The sequence below is a fragment of the Enterobacter cloacae complex sp. P17RS genome (assembly GCF_014895885.1).
GTDB lineage: Bacteria > Pseudomonadota > Gammaproteobacteria > Enterobacterales > Enterobacteriaceae > Enterobacter > Enterobacter bugandensis.
Map to the genome: position 1 here is coordinate 179,238 of NZ_JADBQK010000010.1, position 15,234 is coordinate 194,471.

15 protein-coding genes and 1 pseudogene are annotated in these 15,234 nt (G+C 62.2%); 10 read left to right on the forward strand and 6 right to left on the reverse strand.

The window, feature by feature from the left end:
* Positions 1–57 precede the first annotated feature (57 nt).
* Complete coding sequence (locus tag IM265_RS10900; protein WP_047368247.1) at positions 58–1,554, reverse strand: NCS1 family nucleobase:cation symporter-1; 1,497 nt, start codon at positions 1,552–1,554, stop codon at positions 58–60.
* A gap of 144 nt (positions 1,555–1,698) precedes the next feature.
* On the opposite strand from IM265_RS10900, the gene IM265_RS10905 reads away from it, so the two are divergent.
* The 3 genes and pseudogenes from IM265_RS10905 (at position 1,699) to puuE (ending at position 4,102) form a co-directional block, all read left to right on the forward strand.
* Positions 1,699–2,415: a GntR family transcriptional regulator gene (locus IM265_RS10905; RefSeq protein ID WP_193030968.1), complete on the forward strand. Its 717-nt coding sequence runs from the start codon at positions 1,699–1,701 to the stop codon at positions 2,413–2,415.
* Positions 2,415–3,285: pseudogene (gene hpxA / locus IM265_RS10910) on the forward strand (allantoin racemase). The gene IM265_RS10905 and the pseudogene hpxA overlap by 1 nt, the downstream one beginning before the upstream one ends.
* Positions 3,203–4,102 carry an allantoinase PuuE gene (gene puuE, locus IM265_RS10915; RefSeq protein WP_370551780.1) on the forward strand — a complete coding sequence of 300 codons (900 nt, stop codon included), beginning with the start codon at positions 3,203–3,205 and terminating at the stop codon, positions 4,100–4,102. Before hpxA ends, puuE begins: the two are co-directional and overlap by 83 nt.
* Before the next feature lie 48 nt (positions 4,103–4,150).
* On the opposite strand, the gene hpxZ is transcribed toward puuE, so the two are convergent.
* The 4 genes from hpxZ to hpxW are packed head-to-tail and all read right to left on the reverse strand — an operon-like array spanning position 4,151 to position 7,710.
* Positions 4,151–4,537: an oxalurate catabolism protein HpxZ gene (gene hpxZ, locus IM265_RS10920; protein WP_045261685.1), complete on the reverse strand. Its 387-nt coding sequence runs from the start codon at positions 4,535–4,537 to the stop codon at positions 4,151–4,153.
* On the reverse strand, positions 4,534–5,931 hold the full coding sequence (locus IM265_RS10925; RefSeq protein WP_193030972.1) for an AtzE family amidohydrolase: 1,398 nt from the start codon (positions 5,929–5,931) through the stop codon (positions 4,534–4,536). The genes hpxZ and IM265_RS10925 overlap by 4 nt, the downstream gene beginning before the upstream one ends.
* Positions 5,928–6,116, reverse strand: a complete 189-nt coding sequence (hpxX, locus tag IM265_RS10930; RefSeq protein WP_063943672.1) for an oxalurate catabolism protein HpxX — start codon at positions 6,114–6,116, stop codon at positions 5,928–5,930. The genes IM265_RS10925 and hpxX overlap by 4 nt, the downstream gene beginning before the upstream one ends.
* A gap of 10 nt (positions 6,117–6,126) precedes the next feature.
* Positions 6,127–7,710 (reverse strand): oxamate amidohydrolase, encoded by a 1,584-nt coding sequence (gene hpxW / locus IM265_RS10935; RefSeq protein WP_193030974.1) that lies wholly within the window; start codon positions 7,708–7,710, stop codon positions 6,127–6,129.
* A 143-nt stretch (positions 7,711–7,853) separates the two neighbouring features.
* On the opposite strand from hpxW, the gene hpxU reads away from it, so the two are divergent.
* From hpxU to hpxK, 7 genes are all read left to right on the forward strand, one after another.
* Positions 7,854–8,693: a MurR/RpiR family transcriptional regulator HpxU gene (gene hpxU, locus IM265_RS10940; protein ID WP_063437633.1), complete on the forward strand. Its 840-nt coding sequence runs from the start codon at positions 7,854–7,856 to the stop codon at positions 8,691–8,693.
* Positions 8,694–8,884: 191 nt separating this feature from the next.
* Entirely contained in the window at positions 8,885–9,667 is a 783-nt protein-coding gene (locus IM265_RS10945) for a transporter substrate-binding domain-containing protein (RefSeq protein WP_063437634.1), read from the forward strand.
* Positions 9,668–9,671: 4 nt separating this feature from the next.
* Positions 9,672–10,337: an amino acid ABC transporter permease gene (locus IM265_RS10950; protein WP_041912033.1), complete on the forward strand. Its 666-nt coding sequence runs from the start codon at positions 9,672–9,674 to the stop codon at positions 10,335–10,337.
* Complete coding sequence (locus IM265_RS10955) at positions 10,337–10,993, forward strand: amino acid ABC transporter permease (protein ID WP_014883296.1); 657 nt, start codon at positions 10,337–10,339, stop codon at positions 10,991–10,993. The genes IM265_RS10950 and IM265_RS10955 overlap by 1 nt, the downstream gene beginning before the upstream one ends.
* Positions 10,974–11,711 carry an amino acid ABC transporter ATP-binding protein gene (locus IM265_RS10960; RefSeq protein ID WP_008499843.1) on the forward strand — a complete coding sequence of 246 codons (738 nt, stop codon included), beginning with the start codon at positions 10,974–10,976 and terminating at the stop codon, positions 11,709–11,711. The genes IM265_RS10955 and IM265_RS10960 overlap by 20 nt, the downstream gene beginning before the upstream one ends.
* A 13-nt stretch (positions 11,712–11,724) precedes the next feature.
* Positions 11,725–12,966 (forward strand): alanine--glyoxylate aminotransferase family protein, encoded by a 1,242-nt coding sequence (locus IM265_RS10965; protein WP_045261679.1) that lies wholly within the window; start codon positions 11,725–11,727, stop codon positions 12,964–12,966.
* Complete coding sequence (gene hpxK, locus IM265_RS10970) at positions 12,963–14,225, forward strand: allantoate amidohydrolase (protein WP_182035290.1); 1,263 nt, start codon at positions 12,963–12,965, stop codon at positions 14,223–14,225. The genes IM265_RS10965 and hpxK overlap by 4 nt, the downstream gene beginning before the upstream one ends.
* Here the strand turns inward: hpxK and IM265_RS10975 are convergent.
* Positions 14,191–15,192, reverse strand: a complete 1,002-nt coding sequence (locus tag IM265_RS10975; protein WP_045630063.1) for a magnesium transporter — start codon at positions 15,190–15,192, stop codon at positions 14,191–14,193. The genes hpxK and IM265_RS10975 overlap by 35 nt on opposite strands.
* Positions 15,193–15,234 lie beyond the last annotated feature (42 nt).

Consider the following 15,234-nt stretch of genomic DNA (forward strand, 5'->3'; position numbering starts at 1 on the left):
AGCAAGAACGATGCCAGAATGAACGGGCCGCAGATAAACTGCGGCCGGAGGGAGGGGTTACTCTTTTTGCGTCGCCACGCGGGAGCTGAACGAGGCCGCGCCTGCCGTCTCGCGCTCTTCCCGCGCCAGCCAGCGGTAGGTCACGCCGCCGAGGAAGACGCCGATAAACCAGCTGAAGTTTGCCACTTCATGCAGGGCCGGGATAAAGCCAATCACCAGACCTACGGCAACGGATGGGATCAGCGCGCCAATGGCCTTCGGGTTAAAGCCGTTGCGGTACCAGTATTTGCCCTTTGGCGTGTCGTCGAACAGATCGTCTACCGACACCTTGCCGCGCTTAATCAGGTAGAAATCGGCAATCAGAATGCCGAACAGCGGGCCGATAAACGCCCCGAGCACGTCCAGGGTGTAATGGATGAGCTCCGGCGAGTTGAACAGGTTCCATGGGGTGAGCAGGATCGAGCCGACGGCGGCAATCATCCCCCCGGTGCGGAAGCTGATCTTCTGCGGCGAGCAGTTAGAGAAATCAAACGCCGGTGAGACAAAGTTCGCGACGATGTTGATCCCGATGGTGGCGGTGATCATCGTCAGCAGGCCAATTGCCACGGCCAGATCGTTACCTACGCGACTGACGGTTTCGATCGGGTCGGTGATCATGCGGCCAAACAGCGACTGGGTGCCGGAGACAATCACCACAGTGACGATGGAGAACAGCAGGAAGTTAAACGGCAGCCCCCAGCGGTTGCCACGGCGGATCTCACCCATGCTTTTGCCGTAGCGGGAGAAGTCGCCAAAGTTGAGCAGCGGGCCGGAGAAGTAGGAGACCACCAGCGCGGTCGCGGTGATCATCTGCCAGGTCTGCTCGCCCGCGCTCAGGGATTTGCTGGCGAGGGTGAAAGAGATCCCGTCAAAACCGGTCTTGTATACAATCCAACCCGCAAGGGCCAGCATCACCACATAGACCGCCGGACCGGCGATATCAATAAAGCGCTTAATGGCGTTCATGCCGTGCCAGAAGACCATCGCCTGAAGAACCCACATGATGGCAAAGCAGATCCAGCCCAGCGGCGACAGGCCCAGGAAGGCACCGGTGGTAAGGCTCGCCAGAGAAGGCCAGAACTTCAGCACCACCAGCATCAGCGCGTTGGCGGCAAGCCAGGTCTGGATGCCGTACCACGCAAAGGCGATAAGCCCGCGGATCACCGCCGGAATATTGGCCCCGAAGACGCCAAACGCCTGACGGCTGATCACCGCATAGGGCACGCCCGCCATCTGGCTCGGTTTTGCTACCAGGTTGGCGCACAGCTGCACAATGCAGATCCCCACCAGCAGGCAGAGCAGTACCTGCCAGCTTGCCAGCCCGAGCGTAAAGAAGCTCGCGGCAACAACGTAACCCCCCATGCTGTGAACGTCGGACATCCAGAAAGAAAAGATGTTGTACCAGCTCCAGTTCTGGTCACGCGTCGGTGCCAGATCCTCATTGCAAAGACGTGGGCTGTAAACCGCACCGGAATCAGCGGCCGTACTCTGCTGTGCGTTTTGACTGTTTGGCATGAAACCTGCTCCTGTGAATGAAAACCCGTTGAGTGGGAGTGCAAACGGTGTTGCAGGATCCAGGCCAAAATAATAAATCTTGTATGCAATATTTTATTTTTATGTATACGATTCGATAACGGAAAGTAAAATTCGGAGTGGTGAATGAACAACATAAACGCCCTGCAGACCGCGCCAGACCTGCATGACAAAGACGAAACCATCTTCCAGGCGCTGATGACCGCGATTGTGGAACATCAGCTGCTGCCGGGGAGCAAATTGCCGGAAGAGGCGCTGGCCGAGGTGTTTGGCGTGAGCCGCACGGGCATCCGCAAGGTGCTTCAACGACTCGCCGCTGTGCAAATGGTCACCCTGACGCCCAAACGTGGTGCACAGGTCGCCAGCCCGACGGTGGAAGAGGCGCGGTACATCTTCCGCACCCGCGCGCTGCTGGAGGTCGCTAACCTGCCGGACGTGCTGGCGCACTGTCAGCCGCCGCACCTTGCCGCGCTGGAGGCCATTATTCGTAAGGAGCAGCAGGCGCACGAGGCGTACGACGGCCCGGCGGCAATCCGACATTCCGCCAGTTTCCACATACAACTGCAGGCCATCTCCGGCAACCAGGTGCTGACGGAGATGGTGACAAGCCTGAGCCAGCGCTCCTCGCTGGTGATTGCCACCTGGGGCGCGCCGTGGCGTCAGGGCTGCCGCTGCAACGACCACGAACAGCTTGTAGATCTGCTGCGCCAGAAGGCGCTGCAGCCGCTAAGCGATGCCCTCATGCACCATTTTGAACACATCGTTGCCAGCCTCTGCTTCGAGCGGGCGGGCGAGTGCCTGCCTGATTTTGCCCGGCTGTTTGCCGGCCACAAGGAGTCGTAATGTCTGTCTGTATACAAGTGATCAACCCCAACACCAGCCTCGCGATGACGGAAACCATCGGCGCGGCGGCCCGTGCGGTGGCGGCGCCGGGAACGGAGATCCTCGCGGTCTGTCCGGGCGCGGGCGTGCCGTCTATAGAAGGCCACTTTGATGAGGCCATCGCCGCCGTCGGTGTCCTGGAACAGATCAAAAAAGGCAGGGAGCAGGGCGTGGACGGTCACGTGATTGCCTGCTTTGGCGATCCGGGACTGCTGGCGGCGCGCGAGCTGGCGCAGGGGCCGGTTATCGGCATTGCCGAAGCCGCTATGCATATGGCGACGCTGGTGGCGACGCGCTTTTCGGTGGTCACCACGCTGCCGCGCACGCTGATTATTGCTCGCCATCTGTTGCACCAGTATGGCTTTCAGGACCACTGCGCAGCGCTGCACGCCATCGACCTTCCGGTGCTGGCGCTGGAGGACGGCAGCGGTCTGGCGCAGGAGAAGGTGCGCGCGCGCTGTATACAGGCGCTGAAAGAGGATGGCTGCGGCGCCATCGTGCTCGGCTGCGGCGGCATGGCGACGCTGGCGCAGGAGCTGACCCGCGAGCTGCGCGTGCCGGTGATCGACGGCGTCAGCGCGGCGGTGAAGATGGTGGAATCGCTGGTGGCGCTGGGGCTCTCGACCAGCAAGCATGGGGATCTGGCCTTCCCGGAGAGCAAACCGTTAAGCGGGCAGTTTCAGGCATTGAATCCATTTTAACTTTTGGGGGTGGTATGGGGCTTTTCGAACAGGATTATCCGCGGGATCTGCGCGGCTACGCGGGCAACCCGCCGCACGCGCGGTGGCCGAATCAGGCGCGCATCGCGGTGCAGTTTGTGCTCAATTATGAAGAAGGGGCGGAAAACCACGTTCTGCACGGCGATGCCGGGTCCGAGCAGTTCCTGTCGGACATCATCGGCGCGGCCAGCTATCCGGACAAACATATGTCGATGGACTCCCTTTACGAATACGGCAGTCGCGCCGGGTTCTGGCGGATCCACAGTGAATTTCAAAAACGCGGCCTGCCGCTGACGGTCTTTGGCGTGGCGATGGCGCTGGCGCGTCACCCGGAGATTGTTGAGGCGATCAAGGCCGCGGATTACGACGTGGTCAGCCACGGCTGGCGCTGGATCCACTATCAGAATATGGACATCAGCCAGGAGCGCGAACATCTGCACAAGGCGGTGCACGTTCTGACCGACCTGTTCGGCAAGCCGCCGACGGGCTGGTACACCGGGCGCGACAGCCCCAACACCCGCCAGCTGGTGGTGGAGCACGGTGGTTTTGACTACGACAGCGACTACTACGGCGATGATTTGCCCTTCTGGACGGAAGTGACCTGCGGCGACGGCACCCAAAAGCCGCACCTGATTGTGCCCTATACGCTGGATGCGAACGACATGCGCTTTGCGACCGCGCAGGGTTTTAACACCGCCGAGCAGTTTTATACGTACCTGAAGGACAGCTTTGACGTGCTGTACGAGGAGGGGGAGAGCGCGCCAAAGATGATGTCCATCGGCATGCACTGCCGCCTGCTGGGAAGGCCGGGACGTTTTCGCGCGCTGCAACGGTTTCTGGATTACGTGCAGCAGCACGATCGGGTGTGGGTCTGTACCCGCCAGCAGATTGCTGACCACTGGCGGGAAGTGCATCCGTTTCAGAAGTAATTGTGCGATGTTTTGCCGGGTGGCGGCTGCGCCTTACCCGGCCTACGGCTACGACATCAAACTCACCTGCGCCGCCACGATCCGCCACCCGCAGGCAAACCTTACCCACGTCTGCTGCTGGCGGCCAATCCGCTCCGTACCTTCACGGGTAAACTCGGTGCTGCACACGGCATAATCCTCCCCGAAGGTGGTAATCACGGTGTGGCGCAGCGTCCGCTGAAGCCCAGCAGACGGGCGCGCCGCCCTAAAGGCGCGGATTTCATCGATCCCGTACAGGTTTTCACCCGCCCCCAGACGCACCGTGTTTTTGTCGTGCCAGAACAGCTCGTCCAGCACGGCAATGTTGTTACTCACCAGCGCGTCTTCATAGCGATAAAACGCGGCGGTCACCTCGGCAACCACCCACGGCAGGTTAATGTCATCGTGATTGATCATGCTGCAACCTCCGCCGGGCGGGCATCGGTGATGCCGCTCTCTTCCAGCACGTGCGCGACGCGCAGGCAGGCCTGCTCGTTAAACGGCGCGGCAATCAGCTGCAGGCCAATCGGCGCGCCATGTGCGGTGCGCAGCGGAACGGTGGTCACGGGCAGGCCCAAAAATGAAATCGGCTGGGTCAGCATCCCCATGCTGGCGCGGATGGGGAGCGGCTGACCGTTAATCTCCATGGTTTGCTCGCCGATCCGCGTGGCGCTGCGCGGCGTCGCGGGGGCGATCAGCACGTCGGCCTGGGCAAACAGTGCGTGAAACGCCTGCCGCGCCTGCGCGCGGAACCGCTGGGCCTGAATATACCAGGCGGAGGGGATCATCGCGCCTGCCAGCAGTCGCTCCCGGGAGTGCGGCTCAAAGCGCTCGGGCTCGCGGCGAAGCGCGGGCAGGTACTGATTTCCCCCTTCGGCGGCGCTGATGATAAACGCCGCGGAGCGCGCCAGCTCGGCGTCCGGAAACTGCAGCTCATCCTGCACGTCGAGCGCCTTCGCCACCCGCGCCACGGCGTCTCTGGCCTGTGCGTCGCACCAGGTGGTGAAGTAGCCGCCGAGCACCGCGCAGCGCAGGCCGTCAAGCCCGCGGTCTAGCAGGGGGCGCGTCTGCTCGCGCGAGCTCTCTGCCTGAAAACGGTCGCTGCTGTCCCGGCCCTGCAGCGCGTCGTACACGGACGCCAGGTCGCACACGCGGCGGGCGAAGGGGCCTATATGATCCAGGCTCGCGACAAACGGATGGCTGCCGGATCGTGACAGGCGGCCAAAGGTGGGCTTGAGGCCATAGATGCCGCACAGGGAGGCTGGAACGCGAATCGACCCGTTGGTGTCGGTGCCGAGCGAAAAGTGCACCAGCCCGGCGGCTACGGCGGCGGCTGAACCGCCAGAGGACCCGCCCGCAATGCGCGTCAGGTCGTGCGGGTTACGCGTCGCGCCGTAGTGGCTGTTCTCGGTGGTAAAGCCGTAGGCGTAGGCGTCCATATTCACCATGCCGGACAGCAGCCCGCCCGCGCTGCGCAGCTGGCGCACCGCGAAGCTGTCAGCGGCCGCAGCGGGACGCTGGCTGAACAGCTCGGCGCCCGCGAGGGTGGTGTGTCCGGCAACGTCGAACAGGTTTTTCACCGCGTAGGGCACGCCCGCCAGCGGCGGCAGGGGGCGCTTCTCGCGGCGCAGGGTGTCGATGTTCTCGGCCTCGGCGAGCATGCGTGCTTCCGTCACGGTGGTCCAGGCATTGATCTGCGGATTAACTCGCTCAATCGCCTCCAGCGTCTGGCGGGCAATCTCATGGGCGCTCAGCTCGCCCGCGCTCAGCGCCTGTTGAATGTCGCTGATACTCATCTCGTGTAGCGTCATGCTTTATACACTCCTGCGATCTCCAGACGGTCGTCGAGCGGCCGCGCCATCAGCGGGGCGGCCATGCTGGCAATGCGGCTGAACTGCAACTGCAGTTCGGCGCGGCGGGCATCGTCCAGCGTCACGCCGAGCACGGACTCCATTTGCGCAAGATACGCCTGCCAGTCGGGTTGTTGTGTCGTCATTGTTTTCTCCTCAGTATCCGGCGGCCGCGCCGTTGCTGCGCGGGTCAAACGCCCCTTCAAACAGCCCGTTGGGGTGGCGGACAATCGCGCCCGCGTGGCCCATAGCTTCGCTAAAGTCCGGGAAGCGTTCGACCTCATGCCCCCGCGCCCGCAGTTCAGCGATCGTCTCAGCGCTAAAGCGTCCTTCCAGCTTTAACGTGTCCGAGGTTTGCCCCCAGGTACGCCCCAGCAGCCAGCGCGGGCGGGTGATGCTCTCCTGCAGCGGGACGCCCTGAACCACGTAGCGGGTAAAGAGCGCGGCCTGGGTTTGCGGCTGTCCGTCACCGCCCATCGATCCGTAGACCATTACGCGCCCGTCCTTAAGACGCGCCGCCGCCGGGTTCAGGGTATGGAAAGGCTGTTTGCCCGGCGCGAGGGCCAGAAGATGAGCGGGGTCGAGGCTGAATGACGCCCCCCGGTTCTGCCAGACGAGGCCGGTATCGGGCAACACCACGCCGCTGCCGAACTCGTGATAAATACTCTGGATAAACGACACGGCAAGCCCGCTGTTATCCATCACCCCCATCCACACCGTATCGCCGGGCCCTTTTCCGGTTCCCCACGGCGCGGCGTGGCCGTCGTCAACCCTGTCGGCAAGCGCCTGCAGGGCTGAGGGATCCAGCAGTTTCTGAATCTCGGTTTTCAGCTCACGCGGGTCGGTAATGTGGGCATCGCGCAGGCCAAAGGCCAGCTTGGTGGCTTCAACGATGCGGTGAATGGTGTCCGCGTCGTCGGCCTCCGCCATATTCAGGCGGTCGGTGATGCCGAGTATCGCCAGCGAGACCAGCCCCTGCGTCGGCGGGGCGTGGTTAAAGATCTCCCCCTGCTGATGCTGCAGCTTCAGCGGCGCGGTGCGCCGGGCAACGTGCGCGTTAAGATCGGCCAGCGTCACGGGCATGCCCAGCGTCTCCATACCGTGCGCCAGCACGTTCGCCAGCGGGCCGCGATAAAAGCTGTCCAGACCGTCCTCTACGAGGCGCGTCAGGGTTGAGGCCATGGCGGGCTGATAAAAACGGCTCCCGACCTGCGGCGGCTTACCGTTCACCAGCCACGTTTCCGCGAAGCCGGGGATGGCCTTAAGCTCGTCGAATTTACTGGCCGTGGCATGGGCCTGTGAGGCCGTGACCGGGGTGCCGTTCTGCGCATAGTCAATGGCGTCGGCCAGCAGGCGGGCCAGCGGCAGCGACTTGCCGGTCATCTCACGGGAGACCTTCAGCGCCTCGTCCCAGCCGCTCACCGTGCCGGCGACGGTCAGCGCCGCCTGCGGTCCGCGATGAGGAATGTGCGTGTGCCCGTCGTAGGCGGCAAGCGTCGCGCGCGATCCCGCCGCGCCGCTGGCGTCAATGGCGATGGGGTCGCCTTCTGGCGGCACGATAAGCCAGAAGCCATCGCCGCCCAGCCCGTTCATGTGGGGGTAAACCACGGCGATGGTGGCCGCCGCCGCGACCATCGCTTCAATCGCGCTGCCGCCTTCGCGCAACACCGCCAGCGCGCTCTGGCTGGCAAGATGGTGGGGCGCAACGGCCATGCCGTGCGTGGAGACGTTGCTTTGCATGAGAAGTCCTCGTAACACTGAAAGTCACAAGGCGCTGCAAAAGCTGTTCCAGTTCTGAAAGAAAAGTTTCAGTAAACTGGCACGTATAATGAATACGTATAAAGAAAGGTATAATGTGATGAAACAAAAGTTACAGAGGCGCTATGGAACAACTGGATGAACGTCTGAAAGCACAATACCCGTCGCTGTCGCCGCAGGAGCAACGGGTGGCAGACTTTATATTCGACCATTTTGACGACCTGATCAGCTACAACAGCGCCGAGCTGGCGCAGCTGAGCGGGGTGTCGAAAGCCACGGTCAGCCGCCTGTTTAAGCGTCTGGGCTATGAGAAATATAAGGATATGCGCGACGAGCTGCGCACCCTGCGCCAGAGCGGGATGCCGCTCACCGATAACCGCGACGCAGTGCAGGGCAACACGCTGCTGGCGCGCCACTACAAGCAGGAGATGGCGAACCTGACCCAGTGGGTTAATGCCCTTGATGCGCAGCAGTTTGCCGACGCCATGACCTGCATGGTCAAGGCGCGGCGCATTGTGATTATCGGCATGCGTAACGCCTATCCGGCGGCGCTGCACCTGCGCCAGCAGCTGCTGCAGGCGCGCGGTCAGGTGCTGGTCCTGCCGCAGCCGGGGCAGAGCCTGAGCGAGGAACTGGTGGACCTAACGCCGGACGATCTTGTGGTGATGATGGCCTTCCGCCGCCGCCCGCGCATCATTCGTCCGCTGATGCAGCAGCTTCAGAGTAGTGGTATTCCGGTGCTGCTGATGTGCGAGCCGCAGGCCCACAGCCTATTTCCGCTGGCGAGCTGGCAGCTCTGCGCCCCGCTGGACAGCGTCTCCGCCTATGACAGCTATTCCTCGGTCAACAGCCTGATCAACCTGCTGGCGAACGCCTTCCTGCATGACATTCTCGATAAAGGCCGCCCGCGCATTCACGAGATTGCCTCCCTCTACCAGCAGCTGGACGAACTCGAACAACGATAATGGGGCATCAGGCTGGTGCTTTGCATTGAAATGGTGCAATTGAACGGGGCGAAAATAGAGAGTATTTTCGCCCCGTCCGCGTTTTATAAGGCTTTAAGAGAAAATTCCCCGCTTCGCCTTATCTGGCACATTAGTTGCAAAATCACATTCAAAGAATCTTTTGTTTCATGTTAACGTTACGGGGAAGCACCATGAAAAAACTGTTTATTGCACTGGCCGGGGCCGCATGTCTCTTCACTCAGCTGCCCGCAAAGGCCGACCAGCTTCAGGATATCGAGAAGCGCGGCACCATTCGCATTGCCGTTCCGCAGGATTTCCCGCCGTTTGGCTCGGTAGGGACCGATCTGCAGCCGCAGGGCTACGACATAGACATGGCGCGCTATCTGGCGAAACAGATGAAGCTCAAGCTGCAGCTGGTGCCGGTGACCAGCGCCAACCGCGTGCCGTACCTGCAAACCGATAAGGTGGATCTGGTCATTTCCAGCCTCGGTAAAAACCCGGAGCGCGAGAAGGTGATCGACTTCAGCCGCGCCTACGCGCCGTTCTTCCTCGGCGTGTTTGGCCCGAAAGGGGCCGAGCTGAAGGACGCCGCCGCGCTGAGCGGAAAAACCATCGGCGTGACGCGCGGGGCGGTGGAGGATATGGTGCTGACCGGCCTGGCACCGAAAGACGCCAACGTGAAACGCTACGAAGACAACAACACCACGCTTTCGGCCTACCTCTCCGGTCAGGTGCAGTACGTGGCGACCGGCAACCTCGTGGTGGCGGCCATTTCGCGCCAGAACGCGGATAAAGCCCCGGTGCCGAGCTTTATGCTGAAAGACTCACCGTGCTTTATCGGCCTGAAGAAAAACGAACCGGCCCTGAAGGCAAAAGTGGACGCGCTGATCGAGCAGGGCATCCAGGACGGCACGCTGAACGGCCTGTCCGAGCAATGGCTGAAGGCCCCGCTGCCGGCAAACCTTGGCGCCTGAGCCGATGACGGAGCAACTTGATTTTTCAGCCCTCTGGCCGCACTGGCCGGAGCTGCTGGCCGGGCTGTGGGTCACCATTCAGCTGACGGTAATGGCAACCGTCGGCGGGCTGGCAATCGGGATTTTCGGCGCGGCGATCCGCAGCGGACGCACCACCTGGTACAGCCGGATCTGGGGCGGCTACGTGGAGATCATCCGCAACACGCCGTTTGTGGTGCAGCTGTTTTTCATCGTCTTCGGCCTGCCGAATCTTGGCCTGAAGATGACGGCGGGGGAGGCGGCGCTATTGGCAATGGTGGTGAACCTGGGCGCGTACAGCACCGAAATTATCCGCGCGGGCATTCAGGTCACGCCGAAAGGACAGTGGGAGGCCGGGCGCGTGCTGGGGCTAACCCGTCTGCAGACGTTTATTCGCGTGGTGCTGCCGCCCGCGCTGCAGCGCATTTATCCGGCGCTGGTGAGCCAGTGCATCATCGTGATGCTCGGTTCGTCGGTGGTGTCGCAGGTCTCGTATGAAGAGCTGACCTTCGCCGCTAACCTCATCCAGTCCAGAACGTTTTTGAGCTTTGAGGTCTATCTGGTGACAACCGGGATTTACTTAGCGCTGTCGATTACCCTGCGCCAGCTGATGATGGCGGCAGGACGCAAATGGCTGGGGGTGCAGGCATGATGACCACCTTTACCGACTGGGACATTATTCGCAACCTGCTGCTGGCCGGACGCTGGACGGTACTGCTGTCGCTGGTGGCGTTTGTCGGCGGGGCGGTGGTAACGCTGCCGCTCCTGCTGCTGCGCCTGACGGGCGGACGCACGGTGAAGCGCATTATCCGCGGCTATATCGAGCTGTTTCAGGGCACCCCGCTGCTGATGCAGCTGTTCCTGGCCTTCTTCGGCGTGGCGCTGTTCGGCATCGACGTTTCGCCGTGGACCGCCGCCTCGCTGGCGTTAACCTTTTACACTAGCGCATTTCTGCTCGATATCTGGTACGGCAGCATTCGCGCCCTGCCGAAGGGGCAGTGGGAAGCCTCGCGCTGCCTGGGCCTGACCTTCGGCCAGACCCTGTTTCGCGTGGTCGCTCCGCAGGCGCTGCGCATCGGCATCGCCCCGACGGTGGGCTTTGCGGTGCAGGTGATCAAAGGTACCGCGCTGGCGTCGATTATCGGCTTCATCGAGCTGACCAAGGCCGGCACCATGCTGACCAACGTGACCTATCAGCCGTTTAAGGTCTTTGCGCTGGTGGCGCTGGGCTACTTTATTCTGTGTTATCCGCTGTCGCGCTACAGCCGCTATCTGGAGACCAAATTCAATGCCTCTCATCACCATTAATCAGGTGCAGAAGTACTACGGCGATAACCACGTGCTCAAGGGCGTCGATCTGGATATCGATATGGGCCAGGTGATCTCCATTATCGGGCGCAGCGGATCGGGCAAAAGCACGCTGCTGCGCTGCATCAACGGCCTGGAAGGGTATCAGGACGGAAGCATCAAGCTGGGCGGCATGACCATTACCGACCGGGATTCTCAGGCGCGTGAAATCAGCCGCTCGGTCGGGATGGTGTTCCAGAGCTTTAACCTGTTCCCGCACATGACGGCGCTGGAGAACGTGATGCTCGCCCCGCGTCGGGTGCTGAAGAAAAGCGCCGCCGAATGCCGCGAACTGGCCCAGCGCATGCTAGAGAAAGTGGGGCTTGGCGATCGTCTGGATTACTACCCGTCGAGCCTCTCCGGCGGCCAGCAGCAGCGCGTGGCGATTGCCCGCGCGCTGGCGATGTCGCCTAAAGTTTTACTCTGCGACGAGATCACCTCCGCGCTCGACCCGGAGCTGGTGGGCGAAGTGCTCAAGGTGCTGGAGCAGCTGGCGGCCGAGGGGATGACCCTGATTCTCGTGACCCATGAAATGAATTTTGCCCGCGAAGTGGGCGACCGCGTGGTGTTTATGCACCAGGGGAAAGTCTGGGAGCAGGGCGACAGCAAAACGCTGTTCGCCAACCCGCAGACCACGGAACTGAAGCAGTTCATCTCCTCCGTGCGCGGCCTCAACTGATAAGGACTTAACAATGGATATCGCACGCTTTCCGCAAATCAACCCGCCCCAGCGCCTGCTGATGGGGCCGGGGCCGATCAACGCCGACCCGCGCGTGCTGCGCGCTATGTCGAGCCAGCTGATCGGCCAGTACGATCCGGCCATGACCCACTACATGAACGAGGTGATGGCGCTCTATCGCGGCGTGTTTCGCACCGAGAACCGCTGGACGATGCTGGTGGACGGCACCTCCCGGGCGGGGATTGAAGCCATTCTGGTCTCCGCCATCCGCCCCGGAGATAAAGTGCTGGTGCCGGTCTTTGGCCGCTTTGGACACCTGCTGTGCGAAATTGCCCGCCGCTGCCGCGCGGAGGTGCACACCATCGAGGTGCCGTGGGGCGAGGTGTTTACCCCGGACCAGGTCGAAGATGCGATTAAGCGTATTCGTCCGCGCCTGCTGCTGACCGTGCAGGGCGACACCTCCACCACCATGCTGCAGCCGCTCGCGGAGCTCGGCGCCATCTGCCGCCGCTACGACGTGCTGTTTTACACCGATGCCACCGCATCGCTCGGCGGCAACGCGCTGGAGACCGACGCATGGGGGCTGGACGCCGTCTCGGCCGGGATGCAGAAGTGCCTCGGCGGCCCGTCGGGTACGTCGCCGATCACCCTGAGCGCGCGCATGGAGGAGGCGATCCGCCGCCGCAAATGCGTTGAGGAGGGCATTCGCACCGACGCCCACCGCGACGGCGACGAGGAGATGATCTACTCCAACTACTTCGATCTCGGCATGGTGATGGACTACTGGGGGCCGGAGCGCCTCAACCACCACACCGAAGCGACCACCGCGCTGTTTGGCGCCCGCGAGTGCGCGCGTCTGATCCTGCAGGAAGGGCTGGATAACGGCATCGCCCGCCACAGGCTGCACGGCGATGCGCTGCTGAAGGGCATTCAGGCGATGGGGCTGGAGACCTTTGGCGATCTGAAGCACAAGATGAACAACGTGCTGGGCGTGGTCATCCCGCAGGGCATCAACGGCGACCAGGTGCGTAAGCTGATGCTGGAGGATTTCGGGATTGAAATCGGCACCTCGTTTGGCCCGCTGCACGGCAAGGTGTGGCGCATTGGCACCATGGGCTATAACGCGCGCAAGGACTGCGTGATGACCACCCTGAGCGCGCTGGAGTCGGTGCTGAACTACCTGAAATTCACCACCACGCAGGGTGCGGCGATGCAGGCCGCGTGGGACCACTATCGCCGCGAGACGCCGCAATGAGCCCGGCGGCAGAACGGGTGATGGCCCGCGCCGACGCGCTGGCCACCATCAGCGAAACCCCGGATGCGCTGACCCGGGTCTATCTCTCCACGCAGCATCTGCATGCCAACCAGCTGGTGGGGCAGTGGATGAGCCAGGCGGGAATGACCGTCTGGCAGGACAGCGTGGGCAACATCTGCGGACGCTATGAGGGGGCGCAGGAAGGGGCGCAGGCGGTGCTGCTTGGATCGCATCTGGATACCGTGCGCAACGCGGGACGCTACGACGGCATGCTCGGGGTGCTCACGGCCATTGAAGTGGTGGACAGCCTGCATCAGCAGGGAATGCATCTGGCGCAGGCCATCGAGATTGTCGGCTTTTGCGATGAAGAGGGCACCCGCTTCGGCATTACGCTGTTAGGCAGCCGGGGGCTGACGGGCACCTGGCCGCAGGGCTGGCTGGAAAAAACTGACGCCAGCGGCATCAGCGTGGCGCAGGCGATGACCCAGGCGGGGCTCGATCCTGCCCGCGTGTCGCATGCCGCAAGGCGTCAGGAAGATTTCAGCGCCTATCTCGAGCTGCATATTGAGCAGGGGCCGTGCCTTGAGCAGGAGGCGCTCGCACTTGGCGTGGTGGAAGCCATTAACGGCGCCCGTCGCCTGAACTGTCGCTTCACCGGCGAGGCCGGACATGCGGGAACCGTGCCGATGCTCCACCGCAGAGACGCGCTGGCCGCCGCCGCCGAGTGGATGGTTATCATTGAAAACGCTACCCGACAGCAGGGCGGCAACCTGGTGGCGACGGTCGGGGAATTGCGCTGTCTGCCGGGAGCGGTGAACGTGATCCCCGGTGAGGTTCAGCTCTCGCTCGATATTCGCGGCCCGCAGGATGCACCGCTGGACAGGTTGCTCAACGACCTGCTGGAACATGCCCGGGCGATCGCATCGCGCCGCGGGCTGGCATTTAGCGCCGAGGAGTTTTACCGCATTGCCGCCACGCCGTGCGATCTGCACTTGCAGAACGTGCTGGGGGAGGCCGTAAAATCGGTACAGGGACGCTCGCTGTCGCTGCCCAGCGGCGCGGGCCACGATGCGATTGCCATCGCGGAACGCTGGCCGGTGGGCATGCTGTTCGTGCGCTGCAGGGGCGGAGTCAGCCACCACCCGGCGGAATCGGTGATGGCTGAGGATGTTGCGCTGGCGATTGAGGCGTTTTCGCGTGCGGTGATTCAGCTGGCGGATCGCGTTACTCCAGCCCCAGCGTATACTGCGCGATCTTAAAGTAGATAATCAGCCCGGTACCGTCGATAAGCGTCGCGATAAACGGCGCGGAGACGACCGCCGGGTCAATGCCGCAGCGCTTGAGCACCATCGGGATCACTGACGACACAATCGCGCTCCAGAGCGTAATGCATACCAGCGTCAGGCTGACGATAAGCGTGATTTCCAGCCCGATACCCATCATCCAGGCGCGGATGCACCCGGCAATACCGAGCGTCACGGCAATCATCAGCGAGGTGGTCATCTCTTTGCGCAGCACGCGGCCCACGTCGCGCAGATGCACTTCACCCAGCGCCATGGCGCGCACCAGCGTGGAGGTGATCTGCGTTCCGCTGTTGCCGCCCGTGCCGATCAGCAGCGGAATAAAGAACGCCAGCGCGATGGCAGACTCCAGCGCCTCTTCGAAGTGCTGGATCACCGAGCTGGTGTAGGCTTCCGCGACAAACAGCAGCAGCAGCCAGACGGAGCGTTTCTTCCACAGGCTGAAGGCGCTGGTTTCCAGATAGGGCTTCTCCAGCGGCAGCGTTGCCCCCTGAAGCTGGGCGTCTTCGGTGACGTCATCTTCCAGCAGATGGGCGATTTCGCGCTCGGTCAGGCAGCCGACGAGCTTGCCGTGGGTCACCACCGGCACGACGTCCGCGTCGCCGTGGGCCAGAAGTCCGGCGACATCGGCTCGTTCATCTTCCGGTTTGACCTGCAAAAACTGTGAAATCATCAGGCTTTTAATTGGCTGCACGGTATCCGTGACCTGCAATAATTTGCGTACCGCAATCATGCCCGCCAGGCGTCCATGGTCTTCAATAAAAATATGCGACGGAATATCATCGTCTTTTAATTTTTCGAAGAATTGCTCGCGCGCCAGCGCCACGCATAATGAAACGTCGAGGACAATAAAATCGGTATTCATATATTGCGCGACCGCGCTGTCATTGAATGCCAGGTTGTGGTTGTGAATAGCGTAAGACATAGTGAATTCCCTTTGAATAATAAAATCTCTCAGGGGCGAGCA